The organism is Vibrio albus (assembly GCF_003144035.1).
In the GTDB taxonomy this organism is placed as follows: domain Bacteria; phylum Pseudomonadota; class Gammaproteobacteria; order Enterobacterales; family Vibrionaceae; genus Vibrio; species Vibrio albus.
Genome location: NZ_QFWT01000013.1, coordinates 19,977 through 38,182, shown reverse-complemented (window position 1 = coordinate 38,182; position 18,206 = coordinate 19,977). Strand labels below are relative to the sequence as shown.

14 protein-coding genes and 1 tRNA gene are annotated in these 18,206 nt (G+C 47.1%); 7 read left to right on the top strand and 8 right to left on the bottom strand.

Annotated elements, in window-relative coordinates; translation table 11 throughout:
• Positions 1–63 precede the first annotated feature (63 nt).
• The 3 genes from DI392_RS18090 to DI392_RS18080 form a co-directional block, all read right to left on the bottom strand.
• A complete protein-coding gene (locus tag DI392_RS18090) occupies positions 64–669 on the bottom strand; it encodes a hypothetical protein (RefSeq protein ID WP_109321097.1) in 606 nt (201 codons plus the stop codon).
• Between the two features lie 53 nt (positions 670–722).
• The gene (locus DI392_RS18085) at positions 723–1,943 is read right to left on the bottom strand and encodes an EAL and HDOD domain-containing protein (RefSeq protein WP_109321096.1); all 1,221 of its coding nucleotides are present in this window, start codon (positions 1,941–1,943) and stop codon (positions 723–725) included.
• A gap of 264 nt (positions 1,944–2,207) precedes the next feature.
• A tRNA-Leu gene (locus DI392_RS18080) sits at positions 2,208–2,294 on the bottom strand.
• 300 nt (positions 2,295–2,594) lie between these two features.
• Here DI392_RS18080 and DI392_RS18075 point away from each other — a divergent pair.
• The 4 genes from DI392_RS18075 to DI392_RS18060 all read left to right on the top strand — a co-directional run bounded on the left by DI392_RS18075 (position 2,595) and on the right by DI392_RS18060 (position 7,143).
• The gene (locus tag DI392_RS18075) at positions 2,595–4,064 is read left to right on the top strand and encodes a transporter substrate-binding domain-containing diguanylate cyclase (RefSeq protein ID WP_181388462.1); all 1,470 of its coding nucleotides are present in this window, start codon (positions 2,595–2,597) and stop codon (positions 4,062–4,064) included.
• A gap of 116 nt (positions 4,065–4,180) precedes the next feature.
• Positions 4,181–5,200 (top strand): response regulator, encoded by a 1,020-nt coding sequence (locus tag DI392_RS18070; protein ID WP_109321094.1) that lies wholly within the window; start codon positions 4,181–4,183, stop codon positions 5,198–5,200.
• Positions 5,200–5,640, top strand: a complete 441-nt coding sequence (locus DI392_RS18065) for a PAS domain-containing protein (RefSeq protein ID WP_109321093.1) — start codon at positions 5,200–5,202, stop codon at positions 5,638–5,640. Before DI392_RS18070 ends, DI392_RS18065 begins: the two co-directional genes overlap by 1 nt.
• 24 nt (positions 5,641–5,664) lie before the next feature.
• Complete coding sequence (locus tag DI392_RS18060; RefSeq protein WP_245884143.1) at positions 5,665–7,143, top strand: NAD(P)H-hydrate dehydratase; 1,479 nt, start codon at positions 5,665–5,667, stop codon at positions 7,141–7,143.
• A 26-nt stretch (positions 7,144–7,169) separates the two neighbouring features.
• Here DI392_RS18060 and DI392_RS18055 read toward each other — a convergent pair whose 3' ends face one another.
• The 4 genes from DI392_RS18055 to DI392_RS18040 form a co-directional block, all read right to left on the bottom strand.
• Complete coding sequence (locus tag DI392_RS18055; RefSeq protein ID WP_245884141.1) at positions 7,170–8,069, bottom strand: helix-turn-helix transcriptional regulator; 900 nt, start codon at positions 8,067–8,069, stop codon at positions 7,170–7,172.
• A gap of 115 nt (positions 8,070–8,184) precedes the next feature.
• A complete protein-coding gene (locus DI392_RS18050) occupies positions 8,185–11,271 on the bottom strand; it encodes an efflux RND transporter permease subunit (RefSeq protein ID WP_109321092.1) in 3,087 nt (1,028 codons plus the stop codon).
• Entirely contained in the window at positions 11,268–12,410 is a 1,143-nt protein-coding gene (locus tag DI392_RS18045; protein WP_109321091.1) for an efflux RND transporter periplasmic adaptor subunit, read from the bottom strand. The genes DI392_RS18050 and DI392_RS18045 overlap by 4 nt, the downstream gene beginning before the upstream one ends.
• Positions 12,407–13,288 (bottom strand): ABC transporter six-transmembrane domain-containing protein, encoded by an 882-nt coding sequence (locus DI392_RS18040; RefSeq protein WP_109321090.1) that lies wholly within the window; start codon positions 13,286–13,288, stop codon positions 12,407–12,409. Before DI392_RS18040 ends, DI392_RS18045 begins: the two co-directional genes overlap by 4 nt.
• A gap of 158 nt (positions 13,289–13,446) precedes the next feature.
• Here DI392_RS18040 and DI392_RS18035 point away from each other — a divergent pair, with 158 nt between their 5' ends.
• From DI392_RS18035 to DI392_RS18025, 3 genes are all read left to right on the top strand, one after another.
• Positions 13,447–14,358: a glycyl-radical enzyme activating protein gene (locus DI392_RS18035; protein WP_245884139.1), complete on the top strand. Its 912-nt coding sequence runs from the start codon at positions 13,447–13,449 to the stop codon at positions 14,356–14,358.
• A gap of 2 nt (positions 14,359–14,360) precedes the next feature.
• Positions 14,361–16,787, top strand: coding sequence for a formate C-acetyltransferase/glycerol dehydratase family glycyl radical enzyme (locus DI392_RS18030; protein WP_109321089.1), 2,427 nt, complete (start codon positions 14,361–14,363; stop codon positions 16,785–16,787).
• Positions 16,788–16,915: 128 nt separating this feature from the next.
• Positions 16,916–17,656, top strand: coding sequence for a DeoR/GlpR family DNA-binding transcription regulator (locus tag DI392_RS18025; protein ID WP_109321088.1), 741 nt, complete (start codon positions 16,916–16,918; stop codon positions 17,654–17,656).
• 12 nt (positions 17,657–17,668) lie between these two features.
• Here the strand turns inward: DI392_RS18025 and DI392_RS18020 are convergent, their stop codons facing one another.
• A complete protein-coding gene (locus DI392_RS18020) occupies positions 17,669–18,178 on the bottom strand; it encodes a DUF2301 domain-containing membrane protein (RefSeq protein WP_109321087.1) in 510 nt (169 codons plus the stop codon).
• Between the last annotated feature and the right edge of the window lie 28 nt (positions 18,179–18,206).

The following is an 18,206-nucleotide window of genomic DNA, read 5'->3' as shown; positions in this document are numbered from 1 at the left end:
GTTTGAGGTATGCAGGGATATTCCCGGGCCTCAACCCCTATGTCTGTCTTCCAATCAGCACGTTTAGTTTTTATCCTCCCAATCCTTTCTTAATGTTTTAAGATCTTGCCTCCAGGCATTTGCATCACCATATTCAAAAAATTTATCCAGGCGTGCATGTTTGTATGATGCTCTCTTAGCATGTTTTATTGGGCACCAGAATTGTTCTGTTTTGGACGTGATCTCTCGACCATAGGCGATAACCCCGTTACCATAACTACAATAAACGCAGTTGAGTTTTTCAATCGCATTTAAATAATCCAAAAGGTGCCGATCAATCGTAAAAAACTCGGTTCGTTTTACAAGAGGGATACCATAAATACGAAAACATATTTGCTGGTACACGGTGAGTGATATGTCCAAGAATAGTAATGGAATGATCATCACATATATCAGGGGGGCAGACAGAACATAGCGTAACTTCGCCTCTCGCAGATATCGCCAGACACCCACTTTATATTGGCGCTGGATTGCGTGAACGCTTTTTTCAAACCTGACTTTTCCGTGTTCCATTGTGTAATGGAACCTTTGCCGCTGTTCACCCAGCAAACGCTCCATTTCACCTTCCAGCTCTTTTTCGGTATCGCGTAAGCGCTTCAAAAGTTCATCAAAACGGGACTGGTTTGCCATACTTTTGCTCCACAAATACGCTAGATAATTGCTGGAATGGGTATCGATATACCCTAAAGTTTACTCACTTCCTGGCTCCATTGTTGTGCCTGGTGGTAAGCGTCACTCACACCATTAAAATCAAGCTCTAACTGCTGACACAGCATTTTGCTGGCTTCCCAGTCAGCGTGTTCATAACACTCTTCTACCTGGAGCAGATACCCAAGCGGTCCTTCTCTTGAGATCAAAGCAAGTTTTGCTTCTTCCGATAGAGGAAGCTCAGAAATCAGAGACTCCAGAGGGCCATCCAGTAAAGCATCCAACATTGAAAATAGCCCAATTAAGAATAGGTTATTCTGGTGGCTGCTGAAAGGTTTGAATTTTGCCATGAGCTGACAGAATTGAGCCCGCTGCATACAAAGGCTGTAGATTTCTTCTGGTTTGTTGGCTGTTACAAATGAGGCAACAGTGAGTGATACGAAAATTTTGAGTTTGTCATGGCCAAGGTACACTAAAGCCTGGTGAAATGATTCAATTGGACGGCTGATCCTTTCAGACAGTGAATTAACAAAACGAAGCAATTTATAAGAAAGAGAAATATCTTTTTCTATAATTTGTTCCACACGACTGAAATCGACTTCCGATTTAGCTACTTCTCCCAATAACTCAAGCGCGAGCATTTGTTCGGGGCTGACGTACTTTTGTTTAATTATTTTCGGTTTACTGAAAAAGTACCCTTGAAAATAACGGAATCCGGCATCTAATGCCTCTTCAAACTCTTCCTGTGTTTCGATCTTTTCAGCCAGAAAAGCGGTGGTTATTCCCATATCTAATTGATCAATAATATAGTTACAGGCAGCGCCTATGCCTATATCCAGTACATCGAGCTTGATGATATGTACAAGTGGAATGAAACGTTCCCACTCATCTGTATGGGTAAAGTCATCAATGGCTAGCAGATATCCTTCCCGGTTAAGTTTGGATACGGCTGCATATAACGAATCGTCTGGTACCAATTGTCCGGGAATTTCTATAACCACTTGCTCTTGTGGAAGGCTGGAGGGAAGTCCCTGGATAATGGAATCATAGGAAAAATTAATAAAACAGCGGGATCCCGGCTGGTTTGCATTACGACCGAAAGAAAGTAAGTTTTCAGCAACTACACGATAAGTCGCTCTGGTTTCACTGATTTCAGAAGGAAAGGCGTTTCTTTCTCCATCCCGGAACAGTAATTCGTAACCGTAGGTTTCCTTTTGCCGGTTAAGGATGGGTTGGCGGGCAACATAAGTGTCCATGTATTGTATTCACCCCGACTATAACATTATGTTTAGTATGATTTTAAACAAGTATAGTTGATGATTTATTAGCTGCCTATGGTGTTGTAAGGTGAATTAGAAATATTGATAAAATTGTCACAAAACTCTTTGGTTATTTTACAGAGGGGGTATAACAACGTAATTATGCAATAATACTTACATAAACTTGATATGAAATTTTTTAATGGGCTACACTTTTGAAATAAAAGTTATAATAAAAAGAAATAACATAAGGAAAGAGTTTGGTGCGGAGGGAGGGACTTGAACCCTCACGTCCTTGCGGACACTAGCACCTGAAGCTAGCGCGTCTACCAATTCCGCCACCACCGCACTGTGGTAAGTCAATATAAACTAAATGTATCTCGTTGACTTCGGAGCTAATCTTACTCTTATTGTCGGATGTTTGGCAACCCTGAAATACATGTTTTTTGCGTGAAAAGAACCGTTTGCTTGTTTGGTGAACAACTTGTGTGTTTTTCCTCCGATTTTGGGGTGCTTTATTAATAAATGAAACAATAACGTTCTGGCCATGGTGGTATATACTTATTTCTAAGTACTGAGAATAAGCCGATGATGAATAGTCAGATTAAAAAGATAGGCAGAAATATCATAATTATTTGCTTGGGAATCATGTTTTCTGGTTATGTCTCTGCTTTGCCGGAAGATAAACGCTGGCCTGATTTTCTTAGTGAAGAGGAAGTCAGCTTTCTGCAGGAGCACCCTGTCATTCGTTTCAGAGTTCGCTCCAGAATTCCCCCTTTTGAATTTGTCAGAGACGGAGAAGCAACCGGTCTGGCGGTCGATTATATCCGTCTGATTTCTAAGCAGGTTGGATTTCAAGCGGTGTTTGTTGCCGATGATCGTCCGCTGAAGGAGGCCTTCAATGAGATTGAACAAAGAAGGAAGGATTTTGACACTCTGACCTACACAGTAAAAAGTCCTGAGCGAGCAGCCCGGTTCTCATTCGGTGAGGCCTTCCTCTCTTATCCTATTGTGGTGATAGTGAATAAAGATAGCCCGCCAATTTTCAAAGTCACTGACTTAAATGGGAAGGTTGTATCCTTAGAGACAGGATATCTGACTAACCAGTGGATTGGAGACGATTATCCTCAACTGCAGATTGCGAATGTACCTACTACAGAGCAAGCACTATTGCTGGTCAATAATGGTGTGGCTGATGCGTATATAGGCAACCTTGCGATAGCCAATTATATGATTGTCAACGGGCGGATGGATAAACTTAAAGTTGCGATCCCCACCAAGTACAAGAATATTGATTTCAGCTTTATTGCGCCAAAAGAATGGTCGGTTCTGACCAGTATTATGAATAAAGGCTTTAGGTCAATCACGGCTAAGCAGCATTCAGCGCTACAACTAAAGTGGTTTACGGTACAAACCGTTGAGCAGACGAATTACGGGCCGGCATTATACATTTTTGTTACCGCAATATTTATTATTGTTCTGTTTTTTTGGTGGAACATGAAATTAGCTTTTCAAAAGCAAAGAGCAGACAAAGCCTTATCAGAGCTGTTGCACGTGAAAGCTTCTTTAGAGAAAAAAAACGGAGAACTGGAGAAAATATCTACGACTGACAGCTTAACCAACCTGTATAACAGAGGAAAAATAGAAAAAATTTTGGTTACAGAGTTTGAAAGGGTAAGGCGTTATGGCGGAAACCTCGCCATCATTATGGCCGATGTGGATCATTTTAAATCAATCAACGATACCTATGGTCATCAGGTTGGCGATCTGGTTCTAGTTAATATTGCCAGACTGTTTGAGAGCAGGGTACGCCGTGTTGATTCTGTCGGGCGTTGGGGAGGAGAGGAGTTTCTTATTGTCTGCCCCAACACGGGGTTAGAAGGTGCATTCCATGTTGCTGAAGGTTTAAGAGAAGGCGTGGAGCAGGTTAAGCTAGGTGTCGCTGGATACCGGTCTGTTAGTCTTGGCGTAACGGAATATTACACCGGAGATTCAACAGCAACCATCATTCAGAGGGTAGATCAGGCACTTTATCAAGCGAAAATCGAAGGTCGGAACAAAGTCGTCTTTAAGCCCTTGCCTGACGCGCTGAAACCTTCGGAAGCGAGTCGTGTTTAATGTCTCAGTTTCATATTTCTGAGCAGAATTTATGAAATAATTTCTTCATAAACGCTGATACCGCATAGTTGTCTGTTACACTTACACCTTATAAAGGAAAATAAATAGGTGTAAGAATGACTTATCCAGTCCTTATATGTGATGACTCCGCTCTTGCCCGCAAGCAGATGGCCCGTTCTTTACCCACCTCACTGAATGCCGATGTTACCTTTGCTATTCATGGTTTAGATGCCCTGGAAAAGCTTGAACAACAGACATTTGAATTAATGTTTCTGGACCTTACGATGCCTGAGCTGGATGGTTTTGGCACTCTGGAAAAAATCAGGCAAAGGAATATTCCAGTATCGGTGGTGGTGGTATCCGGTGATATTCAGCCGAAAGCAAAACAGAAAGTTGAGGCACTAGGCGCGAAAGCGTTCATTCAGAAGCCCATTGATCAGGAAGTACTGAAAGAGGTACTGCGTACTCTGGTTAAACCAGCGGGTACCTCTAAAGTCGTTACACCGGTCAGCATTGAGTTACCGGTACTAAAACGACGTGACATTTATATGGAAGTGGCGAACGTTTCCATCGGCCGGGCGGCAGATGCACTGGCCCGTCATTTTGATGTGTTTGTGCACCTACCATTGCCGAATGTTAACGTATTTGAAGTCAGTGAACTGCATATGGCACTGGAGGATATTGCCCAGAATTCACAGGTATCCGGGGTGTGTCAGGGGTTCTGTGGGGAAGGGATTGCCGGGGAGGCATTAGTTTTACTCAGTGACTCCAGTATTGCGGACTTGAAACGGTTGATGCAGGTTCCTGTCGATGGTGAAGAGCTGGACATACCGGTTTCTGTGGAATTGGAATTACTTATGGATGTCTCTAATATTCTGGTCGGGGCATTCCTTAATGGTCTTGGGCAACAAGCCGAAGTCCGCTTTTTCCAAAGCCAGCCGGTATTGCTGGGGCAGCATATTCCTATTCAATCTGTGATTGAGTCTACCAGAGGCACATTCAATAAAACGATGACTTTTGAAGTGAGCTATACCATTGAGAACACCAGTATCCGTTGTGACTTACTGTTTATGTTTGTGGACGAATCATTACCGTTACTGGATAACAAACTTGCTTATCTGATGGAGGAATTCTAATGCTGGGACTTCCTGCAGAGTTTGAACAATTTCACTGGATGGTGGATATGGTTCAGAACGTGGAGCTGGGGCTTGTGGTGCTTGACGCCGACTATAAGGTACAGGTGTGGAATGGTTTTATGACTCATCATAGTGGAAAACAAGCACACGAAGCGATCGGTCAGTCTATTTTTGACCTCTTCCCTGAGATCCCAAAAGCGTGGTTTATGATCAAAGCTAAGCCTGTTTACAATCTCGGCTGCCGGAGTTTTATTACCTGGCGTCAAAGGCCTTATTTATTTAAGTGCCGGAATGTCAGGCCCATTACCCAGCAGGCTGAGTTTATGTATCAGAATGTGACGTTGAATCCGATGCGGACTCCTACCGGGGAAGTTAAGTCACTTTTCCTTTCGATACAAGATGCGACAGCAGAAGCTATGATAGAGCTTAAAAATCAATAAGTAATCAGAACACAGGGAAATAAAGTGAAAGCACACGAATATAATCTGTATAAAGCGGAAGATGTCCGTCTCGGAGAGAAGGAAGTCGCCAAGAGTCTGAACCTTGAGATGTATACACTCATGGAAAGGGCAGGACAGGCAGTGTTTTCGAGAATATTGGATGGCTTTCCCGAGACTCATTCGTTGCTGGTCTGCTGTGGTGGCGGTAACAACGGTGGTGATGGTTATATTGTTGCCAGTCTGGCAAAGCAGGCAGGAATGACGGTGACCCTGTGGCAGGTAGGCGATCCTGAAAAACTGACGGGGGATGCAGGCAGAGCACGGGATGCCTGGCTTGAACTAGGAGGTGAGATCCTAGGGCCGGATCTTCAACGCCCTTTGCAATACGACATGATCGTCGATGCACTGCTTGGAACCGGCCTAAGTGGCATGGTTCGCGAAGATTATGCCTCCCTGATTGATGCGATGAATGCCTCCGGGGCTCCTGTGCTCGCTGTAGATATTCCATCTGGCCTGTGTGCTGATACCGGTACAGTGCTTGGCTGTGTGGTAAATGCAGTGGGTACCGTATCTTTTATTGGTTTAAAACGAGGGCTGTTTACCGGACAGGCTGCTGAACATACTGGTGAGATTCAGTTTGCCGGACTTGGGGTGGATAAATATTTTGCGGAGCAAGTGCCAGCCATCTGTTCCCTGATAGATACAGAAGAGATAAGTGCAGCTCTGTCTCCTCGCTCCCGGACGGCTCATAAAGGCTCCAATGGCCGGGCTCTGTGTCTGGGTGGTGACCGGGGTATGTTCGGTGCAATTCGTCTTGCCTCTGAAGCCTGTGCCAGAACCGGTGCTGGCCTGACCCGGGTTGTCACCCAGCCGGAAAATGTACCGGCAATTGTCGGAGCTTGTCCGGAACTGATGGTCTATGACTGGCGGGGTAACAGTAACGAAATCAATGATCATCTGGAGTGGGCGGATATTATCGCTATCGGGCCGGGGCTGGGCTCATCAAGCTGGGGCCGTTCGCTTCTCGGTTATTCCAGAACAGCAGAAAAGCCGATGGTTGCGGATGCGGATTGTCTGAACCTATTGGTCAAAACTCCAGACTTTAATAATAAACGGATTATTACCCCCCATCCGGGAGAAGCCGCTCGTCTGTTAGCAACGACCGTTGAAGAAGTTGAATCCGATCGTTTCAAAGCGGCACAGCGGCTGCAGCACAAATACGGCGGGGTTGTGGTACTGAAAGGAGCAGGAACGCTGGTGCATAACGGTCGGCACTGCTGGGTGTGCCAGGCCGGGAATCCGGGAATGGCGACCGGCGGCATGGGAGATGTACTGACCGGAGTTATTGCCGGATTATTGGCACAAGGGTTACCGCTCCCACTTGCTGCCAGAGCGGGGGGGTGGATTCACTCAACGGCTGCGGATCTGTGTGCTGAGGAGAAAGGTGAACGTGGCATGTTAGCCAGCGATTTGTTTCCGTATATTAGAAAACTATTGAACTAGGCTTTATACCTAACCAAAGCTGGTATTCACGTAATAATCGGGATTTGAAAAGCAAAGGTGGCACCTCCGGTCAGTGTCAGTTCAACGTGACGAACCATTTCTATGAGGTAGCCGCTGGTATCTACCTCATAGCCCAGTTTTTCTGCCTGCTCGAACAATCCTTCAATGGCTGCGATGTAAGCAACATCGGAGACAATATACACTTCACAACAAAGGAAGTAGCCTTCCGGCAGGTAATGGTCATAGTCTTCCTCAGGCACATACCAGTTCCCAATGGTATATGAGATATCCTTCCACGGGCGCTCCAGTTCTGAAACCGGTGTTGCACTGATGAGCTGTGTGCTTTTTTCACCAATCGTTTCGAAGATAATATCCCAGTCAAATTCTGGAAAATGTTGCTTTTTCATTCCCCGGGTAGGGTACCAGACAAGTTCGCATGGCATTGATTTCGCGAGCTGCGTTTCCAGAGAATGCTCGTTACCCGGGTGGGCAAGTTTGGCCATTAGCTCGGAGGTTTTCTCGGGAGTACCCGAGTGGATAAGCTGCCGTATGTTCTTAGCGGTGGTTCCCAGTTCTCGTTTAAGCGCTTTCGCCATCGCTTGTGATGAAGAATAGCCGCACAGGAGCGCGATGTCAGTGATCTTCTTGTGCTTCGCGGTAAACAATAGGTAGACGGCGTATTGCAGCCGGAGTCGGTTTAAATATTGCCCCGGCGTTTCGTTAAATAGAAGAGTAAACTGGCGATGAAAATGATAGGGAGAAATGGCGCTCTGCTTGGCGATCTGTTCCCAGCATAGTCCTTCCGTCAATGTGTCATGCATTAACAGCAGAGCGGTTTCGAACCGTTTTTTATAGTGCTCAGGCAGGGAAGCCAACAGCGCTTTCTCGGGTACCAGAGCAAAAGGTGTCTCATTAGAATTCATCATAGTATTGATCAACATTATTTCTGAGCTTTGACTATTACTATTTACGTTATTAGTCGCAAATTGAGATCAGCTTATTTACGACACATATAACTATATGGGTTTTAGGTTTAGCGTTTTATATACCAGCATGACTTGAAACGACCTGGTCAGGTAATTTCTCTTTGTGAACACAGCCTAAAAGCACCGGGATCAGAATCAGGGTTACGGCAGTGGCAAACAGCTCTCCAAACACCAGAGAAACGGCCGCCGGTTTCAGGTATTGCGCTTGCGTGGCGGACTCCGTCAGCAAAGGAATAAGACCGCATACTGTGGTAATGGTCGTCAGGAAAATAGCCCTCATACGACTGGTCCCGGCGGTAACAAGTGCCCGATGAAGAGGGGCTCCCGAGCGATATTCTGAGTTGAAGCGTGTGATCAGCACCAGAGAATCATTAATGACGATCCCTGTCATCGCCATCATACCGAACATGGACAGGATACTTATCGGTAAATCCATCAGATAGTGGCCGAAAATAGCGCCGGAAAATCCAAACGGGATCACGGTCATAATTAACAGTGGTTGCCAGTAGGACTGTAGTGGTACTGCCAGTAAGATATAAATCAGTAAGACAGTAAGTATCATCATGGATTTAAAGCCTTGCTGCACTTCCTCTATTTCTTCAAATTCGCCACTTGCTTTGATATTGATACCGGAGTAACGCAATGTCAGAGAACGGATGGCGGGTGCCAACTGCTGGAAAGTCTGTTCCGGAGACTGAATACTCCGGTCCTGATTCCAGTAGATATTTACAACCGGCTCACGGTTACGGCGGAACAGGGTATCCGGCTCACGCGAATAACTCAGGGTAGAAATATCGCCTAACAGTACGGTATTACCGTTTGGCAGGTTAACCGGAGTCATCAGCAGCTGTTTCTGTGTCATACGTTCATTTTCAGGGTAGCGGACAATGACTTTCGTTTCCTGATTCTGGTCCAGCAGTCGGTGGATCTCCCGTCGCCCGTAGGCTTCGCCAATGAGTTGGGCAATCTGGCTCTGGGTTACACCAAGCTGGTGGCCGTAAGCGTTGAGTGTTACCTGTATTTGCTCCTGTCCTCCCTGGCTGTCGTCAAAGACATCGGCAGCCCCTGGTTGTGCCGCTAATAGCGAAGCAAGTTCACCAGAGACTTGTTTTGCCAGTGTGCTGTCAGCCGCGGAAACACTGATAAAAGTGTCACCAGCCGGTGTATCTGCTGCTGAGAATTCGATGGAGTAGGCTCCCTCAATCTGTCCCGATAACTGTCGCCACTCATTCGCTAGTGTATTTCCGGGCAAGTGGGACAGGGCTTCATGGGTGAGTTCTGCCGTCATTTCGATTTCTCCATAACCATCGGAAAAAGCCAGCAGATTAAGCATAGGTTTGGCTGTTAACTGATAGTCCTGATACACCGAGGTATTCAGTTTCAGTGCGGCCTGTTCCAGCGTATCCAGTGCTTTCGTTTGCAGTGGCAATGGCGCACCGTTTTCAAGAGACAGTTTAGCCGTTAAGTATCGCCCTGGTATCTCAGGAAAAATCGCACTGGGAATGGTGCCGCTTGCCCACATTCCGTAACTCAGGATGATAAATGCTGAGGCGCAGAGTAAAGAGGCCAGCTTATTCTTCAGTGCATGTTGCAGGACGGGGCGGTAGACACGCTGATTTAAGGTGTCTAAGCCGTTTTTAGCGATACTCTGAATTCTGGAAATCATCCCTGACTTCTTATTGCTGCTTTTCATCTCCGCTAAGTGAGAAGGTAAGATGAACTTACTCTCTATCAGAGAAAACAGGAGTGCGAGAATTACCACCGTGGAGAAACCCGCCAGCATTTTTGCCAGGTCATTATTAATCCACAGCATGGGAGAAAAGGCGGCCATTGTCGTCAGGGTTCCAAATACAGTCGCCACGGAAACAGACTGCACGCCTTTCAGGGCTGCCTGGCGAGGTGGAATACTTTGCTGTCTTTCAGAATGAATCGCCTCCCCAACAACAACAGCATCATCGACCAGGATACCGAGTACAAGAATAAAGCCGAACAGAGTGATATCGTTAATGCTGTAGTCCAGAATATTCATTACGCTCAGCGTGCCCGAAAGGGCTATCGGGATCCCCAGTGCCACCCAGGAAGCCAGCTTCAGTTCCAGAAACAGTCCCAGAAGGACCATCACGATCAGCAGCCCTTGCCAGGCATTATTATAAAGGCGGGACAACTGATTTTTGATGTAGGGAGCCATATCGGCCATGGTCGATAGTGTCACGTCATCAGGCAGTCGGACTCGTTCTGTTTTCAGTGTCTCCTCGATTGCTTTGCTGACATGCAGCAGGTTGTCTTTCTGATGGGTACTGACCAGCAATGCAATCGCGTTTTCACCATTGTTACGTACAATCGTGCCACTTTCTTCATAACCCCTGCTCAGACTGGCTAACTCACCAAGCCGGATGATGCCGGAAGAAGTTGAGATGATTTCTAATGCACGTAATTTTTGCAGATCGGCGGCATATCCATCTCCCCGTACGACCATACGGCCGCTTTCGTTTTTGAGTTCTCCGGTGCGGGTTTCTAATGATGACTGCTCTATTTTCTGTGCCATTTCTTCCAGACTCAGTCCGACACTTCGCAGCTTGTTGGTATCCGGTTCTATAACCAGCAGAGGAGCACGGCTGCCCCAGCTAGACACGTTAGAGATCTGAGGGTGTTTCTTCAGCGCCAGTTCGACTTGTCGGGCAATGGGTTGTAACTGGCTATCCGTGCGCGGTGCAGAAATAATGATAAATGCCGCCAGGCTGGTGAAATCTTCCCGCATTATCTGTGGTCGTTCTGCCTGCGAAGGAAATCCGCTGATGGCATTGACCCGGCTTCTTACATCATCAAGTAGTTTATTCAAATCCGCATCAGCCGTCTTCCTTACCCGTATCGTTGCTAATCCAGCGCTGGACTGGCTGGTGATCTGCTTGATGCCGGCAAGACCACTGATCGACTCTTCAATGCGTTGGGTAATGTTTTCATCAATTTGTTTTGCGCTTCCTCCGGGGTAAGCCACTGTCACTACTAAGTTGGAAGGCGCGATTTGAGGAAATGACTCAATACGAAGCCGACCCAACGCCAGAACGCCGCAGGCAATAATGGCTAACATCAGCAGGTTGGCACCAACCGGATTATCGATAAACCATTTTGTCAGCCACTTCATCGGATGATCTCCTTGTTTGCCAATTCCAATTCAGCATGTTCCGGAGCCACTTCTGTTCCCGGTAGCATCGAGAGAAGAGGGTAGGTGACAACGGTTCTTGGTCTGTCAGGATTCTCTTCAAACACGATATAGGCGTGATGCTGGTTTTCTTCCAACAAAGTAACGGCTTCCTTGCGTAACTGATCGTTTTCATCCACCGTCCAGACCTGACCGTCCCGTGTCAGTGACGAAAGAGGTACTTCTGATACCGCGTTATGTATCGCCAGAATGATATCTACGGTTACCTGCTGGTTAGGCAGCAACCCCGGATTTTTCTGATACGGCTGGCTAACCGCCAGTACCAGCTGTCTCTGACGACTATCACTGTCTGCCAGAGGCGAAATATGGCGTATTGATGCAGACCACTGTTGCCCCTGCCTGTCGGTGATCTGAATAAGCGTATTTTCCAGTCCCGGACTGATCACTGGCCATTGAAATTCAGGCACAGGCAGCCTGATATCCAGGCTGTCGCTGGCGGCTAATTCAAACATAACATCACCGGCTTCTACTTGCTGACCCGGGCTGATATCGCGGCTCAGGATCACCGCATCAAACGGTGCGCTGACAGTCGCGTCGTTAAGGTGTTGTCTGGCACTGGTATAGTTTTCTCTGGCCTGCATAAGTTCTGCCTTGGCAGAGGCAATCTGTGGTTCGTGACGGGCATAAGCCGAGCTTCTCTCCGGAGAGAGCATTTTAAGTGCGACGGTCTGTTCGTGTTGTTCCCGTTGCAGGTTAAGTTCGGCTTGTTTTACGGCACTGTAGGCCTGGGTCAGTTGTGATTTCAGATGCGTAGTGTCGAGTGTTGCCAGAATATCTCCTTGCTTGACTAATGTTCCGGGTTCGGACTTTTCTGCTAACCAGAGTAACTTCGCAGTTGCCGGCGCTTTCATTTCAACCGGCCAGCGAGCCTGAGTTGTACCCAGCAAGGTGATTGTCGGGCGGTGTGCCTTTGACGCTGTCTGTATCACCGTTACCGGCTGTTTGAGGGCGGCTTTTTTCGGTGGTTGCACCTGCTCCGTCTCAAGCGCATCAATCAGAACGATTGAACAGGCAATGAGAGAAAGACCTAAGATAATAGGCACTACCTTGCTTATTTTCATTGGTGGCTCTCCTGAGATGCTTCTGTTGGTGATTGGCTATTCAGGCGCTGACTGATTTCCGACAAACGAGACAGCGTTTGCAGTGTGATTGGCAACATGACGGCGGCTTCTAAGAATTCCAGTGAATAGGTGACGACCGAGAAAATTTGTCCCGCTGTAGGGGAGTTAAGTCGAGCGGATAGCCAGAGATTAGTGATGACAAATCCAAACAACACCAGAAAGATCAAACCGTATAAAACCGCTTCTGCATCAGAAATCATAATTTCCCGGCGTTTGATGCGCTCCAAATGGACGCGCACGCCCCGGAATGGTTTGCAAGACAGTACGGTGACCTGACGCTCCGTCTGATTGTTTAATGAATGGTTAAGCCTGATAAAACAGTCATGGAACAGGGCATACACCATCAGCATGATGGTACTGGCAATCAGAGCACTGACCCCGAAATTTAGGTGAAAGAAAGTGAGAATAATAACGGAAGCAATCAGTTGGATAACGGCCGTCATCAGTGGAGGTATATCATTTTCCAGAAAATCGACCAGTTCCCGGGACATATTGAGCCGGGCATTGCGGACTGACAGTAAGTGATGACTCATTTTCTTATCGACAGCTTCACCGACTTCGACCCGAATAGCCCCATAAATCCGGGTGTCATAGAAGTTCCGGGCGACGGATACGACGATGATCAGCACCAGCAAAGCGGCAAGAAAATACAGGTCGCTTGCATTGTTTCTAAGCAGGCCGTCTATAGTGAAGCCGATAAATAGCGGCAGCACGACTGTCAGCGCGTTTTCCAGTGCGACCATTAACCAGGTAATGATTACCTTACTTTTGTGATGTATCAGGATAGATCGGATAGTAAATTCAGTCGTGACAGGCACAGTCAAAGCTCCTTTATCTCTTTGGAGCCATTATTCCCTGAATAAAGAACTAAAAAGTGTCTGAGATTGCTGAAGTAAAATTAGATCTTAGTCACGGATGGTTTCATTCAAAGGTGTAATACTTTCACAAAGCGAAGGTTTATTCGAAGGTATCTATTTTGATTGAAACCGGTCACTACTTTAACATTCAACGATTTTCTACCCATGACGGAGATGGCATTCGTACCATTCTGTTTCTGAAAGGGTGCAGTCTTAACTGTCCCTGGTGTCAGAATCCGGAAAGCCTGTCCGCCAAACCTTCACTTGTATTTGATCAGCGTATATGTCTGGACAGCTGCAGCCTCTGTACCGGTTGTCCGGCAATCAACCGGGAGCAGGGAGACATTCAGATAGACCGGACATCCATGTCTGTTGGTGATATTGAGAACCTAAGGCAGGTATGCCCGGCTGAAGCGCTATGTGTTGTCGGTGAGGAAGCAGGATCTGAAGAACTGTATGAACTGCTGATGAGGGACAAACCTTTCTATGATCAAAGTGGTGGAGGCGTTACTTTCTCTGGTGGTGAGCCTTTACTGCAATCCGGGCTGGTGGCAGAACTTGCGCAGCGGTTACAACAGCAAAATATCAATACCGCCGTTGAAACCTGTATGCATGTTCCATGGAAAAATATTGAGCGTGTTGTACCACACGTAGACTGTTGGCTGACCGATCTCAAGCATGTTGATGCGGAAAAGTTTCAGAGCTGGACAAAAGGCTCCATGACCCGAGTGCTTGCGAACTTCGGCAGACTTTCGAATGAAGCCTCCAGAATTGTTATCCGGGTTCCGGTTGTGCCTGATTTCAATGATACAGAGGAAGAATTGCAGGCTATTATCGATTTTGCCGCTGCGCTGCCTCAATGTCATGAGCTGCACCTGCTGCCTTACCATATTTTGGGCATCAATAAATATCACTTACTCGATTTACCCTACCAGTGTGCCCGTGAGCCGCTTGATAAGCCTGAGCTGCTGGAGCATGCGAAACATTACGCTGAATCTAACTATCAACTCTCTGTGACAATTAGAGGCTAATTATGAATTTGTCTACACTTACGGACCGTATTAAAGCGCATAAACAGAATCTGGTCAGTATTGTAACCCCCCCGGTCTGTACTGAACGAGCGGTTGCTTATACCAAAGCTTATCAGGATAACGAGGATAAGCCAGTCGTTGTCCAACGTGCGATTGCACTGGCTGAACACCTGCGTACCAGGACGATATGGATCAAAAACGATGAACTGATCATCGGAAATCAGGCCAGTAAAGTGCGTGCTGCGCCTATTTTTCCTGAATATACAGTGCGCTGGATTGAAGCCGAAATTGATGACCTGGCAGATCGGCCGGGAGCGGGTTTTGCTGTTGCCGAACAGGACAAGGAAAATATCCATAAGATTACTCCGTACTGGCGAGGAAAGACGGTGCAGGATCGCTGTTATGGTCTGTTTACCGAAGAGCAACAGGCTATTCTGGCAACCACCATTATTAAGGCTGAAGGGAATATGACCTCCGGTGATGCTCACCTTGCGATTGATAACCAGACGCTTCTGAAACTGGGGTTGCCCGGATTGATCGAAAAAACGCTGAAGCATCGGTCTGAACGGGATGTTTCCCGCTATGACGATCTGAAAAAAGAGCAGTTTCTGAAATCAGTGGATATCGTGCTGCATGCAGTTCAGGAACACATTCTCCGCTATGCGACTCTGGCTGAAGAAATGGCTGAAAAAGAGCCCCGTTCAGAAAGAAAACAAGAATTAAGCGTGATTGCAGACAACTGTAAACATATCGCACATGAGCCGCCGGAAACTTTCTGGCAGGCATTACAGCTCTGTTATTTTGTTCAACTGATCCTGCAAATTGAATCAAACGGTCACTCGGTGTCGTTTGGCCGAATGGATCAGTATCTTAATACGTTTTTCGTTCAGGATGTGGAGCAGAGTAAGAGTATTTCCAGAGAATTTGCCATTGAACTGCTGCAAAGTTGCTGGCTGAAACTGCTGGAAGTGAACAAAATCCGTTCCGGTGCACACTCCAAAGCCTCTGCGGGTAGCCCTCTCTATCAGAATGTCACTATTGGTGGCCAGAAACTATTAGATGGCGGTGACGCAGTCGATGCCGTTAACCCATTGTCGTGGGCAATATTAGAATCCTGCGGGCGTCTGCGTTCGACTCAGCCAAACCTTTCTGTTCGTTATCATGAGGGGTTGGATCAGAATTTCCTGCTGGGTTGTATTGATGTGATCGAGTGTGGCTTTGGGATGCCGGCATTCAATAACGATGAGATTGTTATTCCAGAATTTATTAAGCTCGGTGTGGAAAAAGAAGACGCTTATAACTATTCCGCTATCGGCTGTATTGAAACGGCGGTTCCGGGTAAATGGGGTTATCGCTGCACCGGTATGAGCTTTATGAACTTTGCCCGTATACTGCTGGCGGCTCTGGACGGTGGGCGCGATGCGACCAGCGGAACAGTGTTCCTGCCGCAGGAAGAGTCATTGGCGAACAACAGCTTTGAAAATTTCGACCAGGTGATGCAGGCGTGGGATCGTCAGGTGCGTTTTTACACTCAAAAATCCATCGAAATCGACTGTGTGGTGGACTCAGTACTGGAACAACAGGCGCAGGATATTCTGTGTTCATCGCTGGTGGATGACTGTCTGAGTCGGGGGAAAACAGTGAAAGAAGGCGGCGCGAAATATGACTGGGTGTCCGGGCTGCAGGTGGGGATTGCGAATCTGGCAAACTCGCTCAGTACCATCAAACACTTTGTCTTTGGCGAGGCCCGAATTTCGCAGCCAGAGCTGGCTGCCGCTCTGAAAGAAGACTTCGCCGGAAGTGAAGGTGAGTTATTACGGCTGAAACTGCTTAATCAGGTACCTAAATATGGTAACGATGATAATTCGGTGGATGAGCTGCTTACACTGGCCTATCAGTCCTATATTGATGAGCTGCAAAACTTCAGGAATACCCGTTATGGACGGGGACCGATTGGGGGCGGGTATTATGCGGGTACCTCCAGTATTTCTGCTAACGTGCCGTTTGGTGCCTCAACCATGGCAACGCCGGACGGCAGAAAAGCGACCACCCCTCTGGCGGAAGGGGCCAGCCCGGCCTCCGGCTCCGACCGTTTAGGGCCAACGGCAGTTTATAACTCACTCGGTAAGTTGCAGACCGGTCAAATCCTTGGTGGTGTGTTACTTAACCAGAAACTGTCACCGGCGACCATTGCCTCTGATGTGGATAAACAAAAGCTTTCAATGTTGATCAGAACCTTCTTTAACCACCATAAAGGCTGGCACGTTCAGTACAATGTGGTGTCCAGAGATACCCTTCTGGCGGCCAAAGAGAACCCGGAACAGTACCGTGATCTGGTCGTTCGGGTAGCCGGATATTCCGCTTTCTTTACGGCGCTGTCCCCGGATGCTCAGGACGATATTATCGCCAGAACAGAGCATAGCCTCTAACAACGACGACACTTTTTGAGTTTCGTTTCAGGTTTTATTCGAAAGTGGTTTCGGTTAGTATTAGGAATAATATTCACCGATCCACTTTTGAATTTCTCCTGCTTACATTACGCGCCAAAGGAATAGCCATGAACCCAAGACACATTGAGATCCTTCGTTTAGTCAATGATGCGAAACGTGTACAGGTTGCAGACTTGGCTGAGCTGACCGGTGTTTCGGAAGTGACCATACGTCAGGATTTGAACGCTCTGGAGAAGGAGGGGAGTCTGAAAAGGGTACATGGCGCAGCGGTTTCTGTGCAGAGTGATGATGTAGATGAAAGGCTGGCGGTCCGTCTGGAAATTAAACAGCAGCTGGCGGAAAAAGCGGCCGACCTGGTGGCGATTGGTGAAACAGTCCTTATTGAAGGGGGGAGTGCCAATGCGCTGCTGGCAAAAGTGCTGGCGGAACGTGGAGACATTACCATCATTACACCCAGTGCCTATATTGCTCACCTGATCCGTAAATCATCCGCGAACATCATTTTGCTGGGGGGGGTATACCAGCATCAGGGGGAAAGCCTGGTTGGTCCATTGACCAAGCTTTGTATTGAAAATATCCATTTCAGTACAGCATTTCTTGGAGTTGACGGGTTTCATCGGGATACAGGTTTTACCAGTAAGGATATGATGCGTGCTGATATTGCCGAAACGATCATCGCCAAGAAGCGCCGCAATATTGTATTAACGGATGCCAGCAAATTTGGTCAGATTTATCCTTCCGCCTTTTGTAAAAACAGTGATATTTCGGTGTTAGTAACGGATAAAGAAGCCAATCCGGAAGATATTGAACTTCTGCGTCAGCAGGGAGTGGACGTTATTCTGAGTTGATGATCTTCTTGGTCAGATCTGATATTTACTCTTGTCCCCGATATCAAAATGCAGGGGCATGCGCCATTTGGCAACACTGACGATCAGCAGCAGTATACCTGCTACCAGCGCAAGCCCTTTGGCTAGCAGGCTGTATTCAAAAAATAGCGCTAACCAGAGCCCCGCCAGAATTAAAGGTTGGAGTTGCAACCCCGGTACTTTGAAACAGAAATATTCTTTATAGCAAAGCCCGCCTAGTGTCATAAATGCACCACCCAGCCCGAACATGGGAAAGCCCATAATGAAACATATCATTCCGACCCAGGTAGCCATTTGTAACAGTATGCGAAATGTCTTCATATAAATGTGCAGGCTGGAGGCACACAGCATTGCGGCTAAAAAGGTGACTTCTGTAATGGGGAAGTCTAGCCTCCACGGCAGTAATAACACGGAGGCAAACGCCAGGACAAACCCACTGCGGTAAAGAATCACGCTCAGATAATCGAGCCGGTCCATTTCCGGTTTTATATGTGGGTCTGCCATGGTTTATTCCTTTATTTAGAAGAGCGCT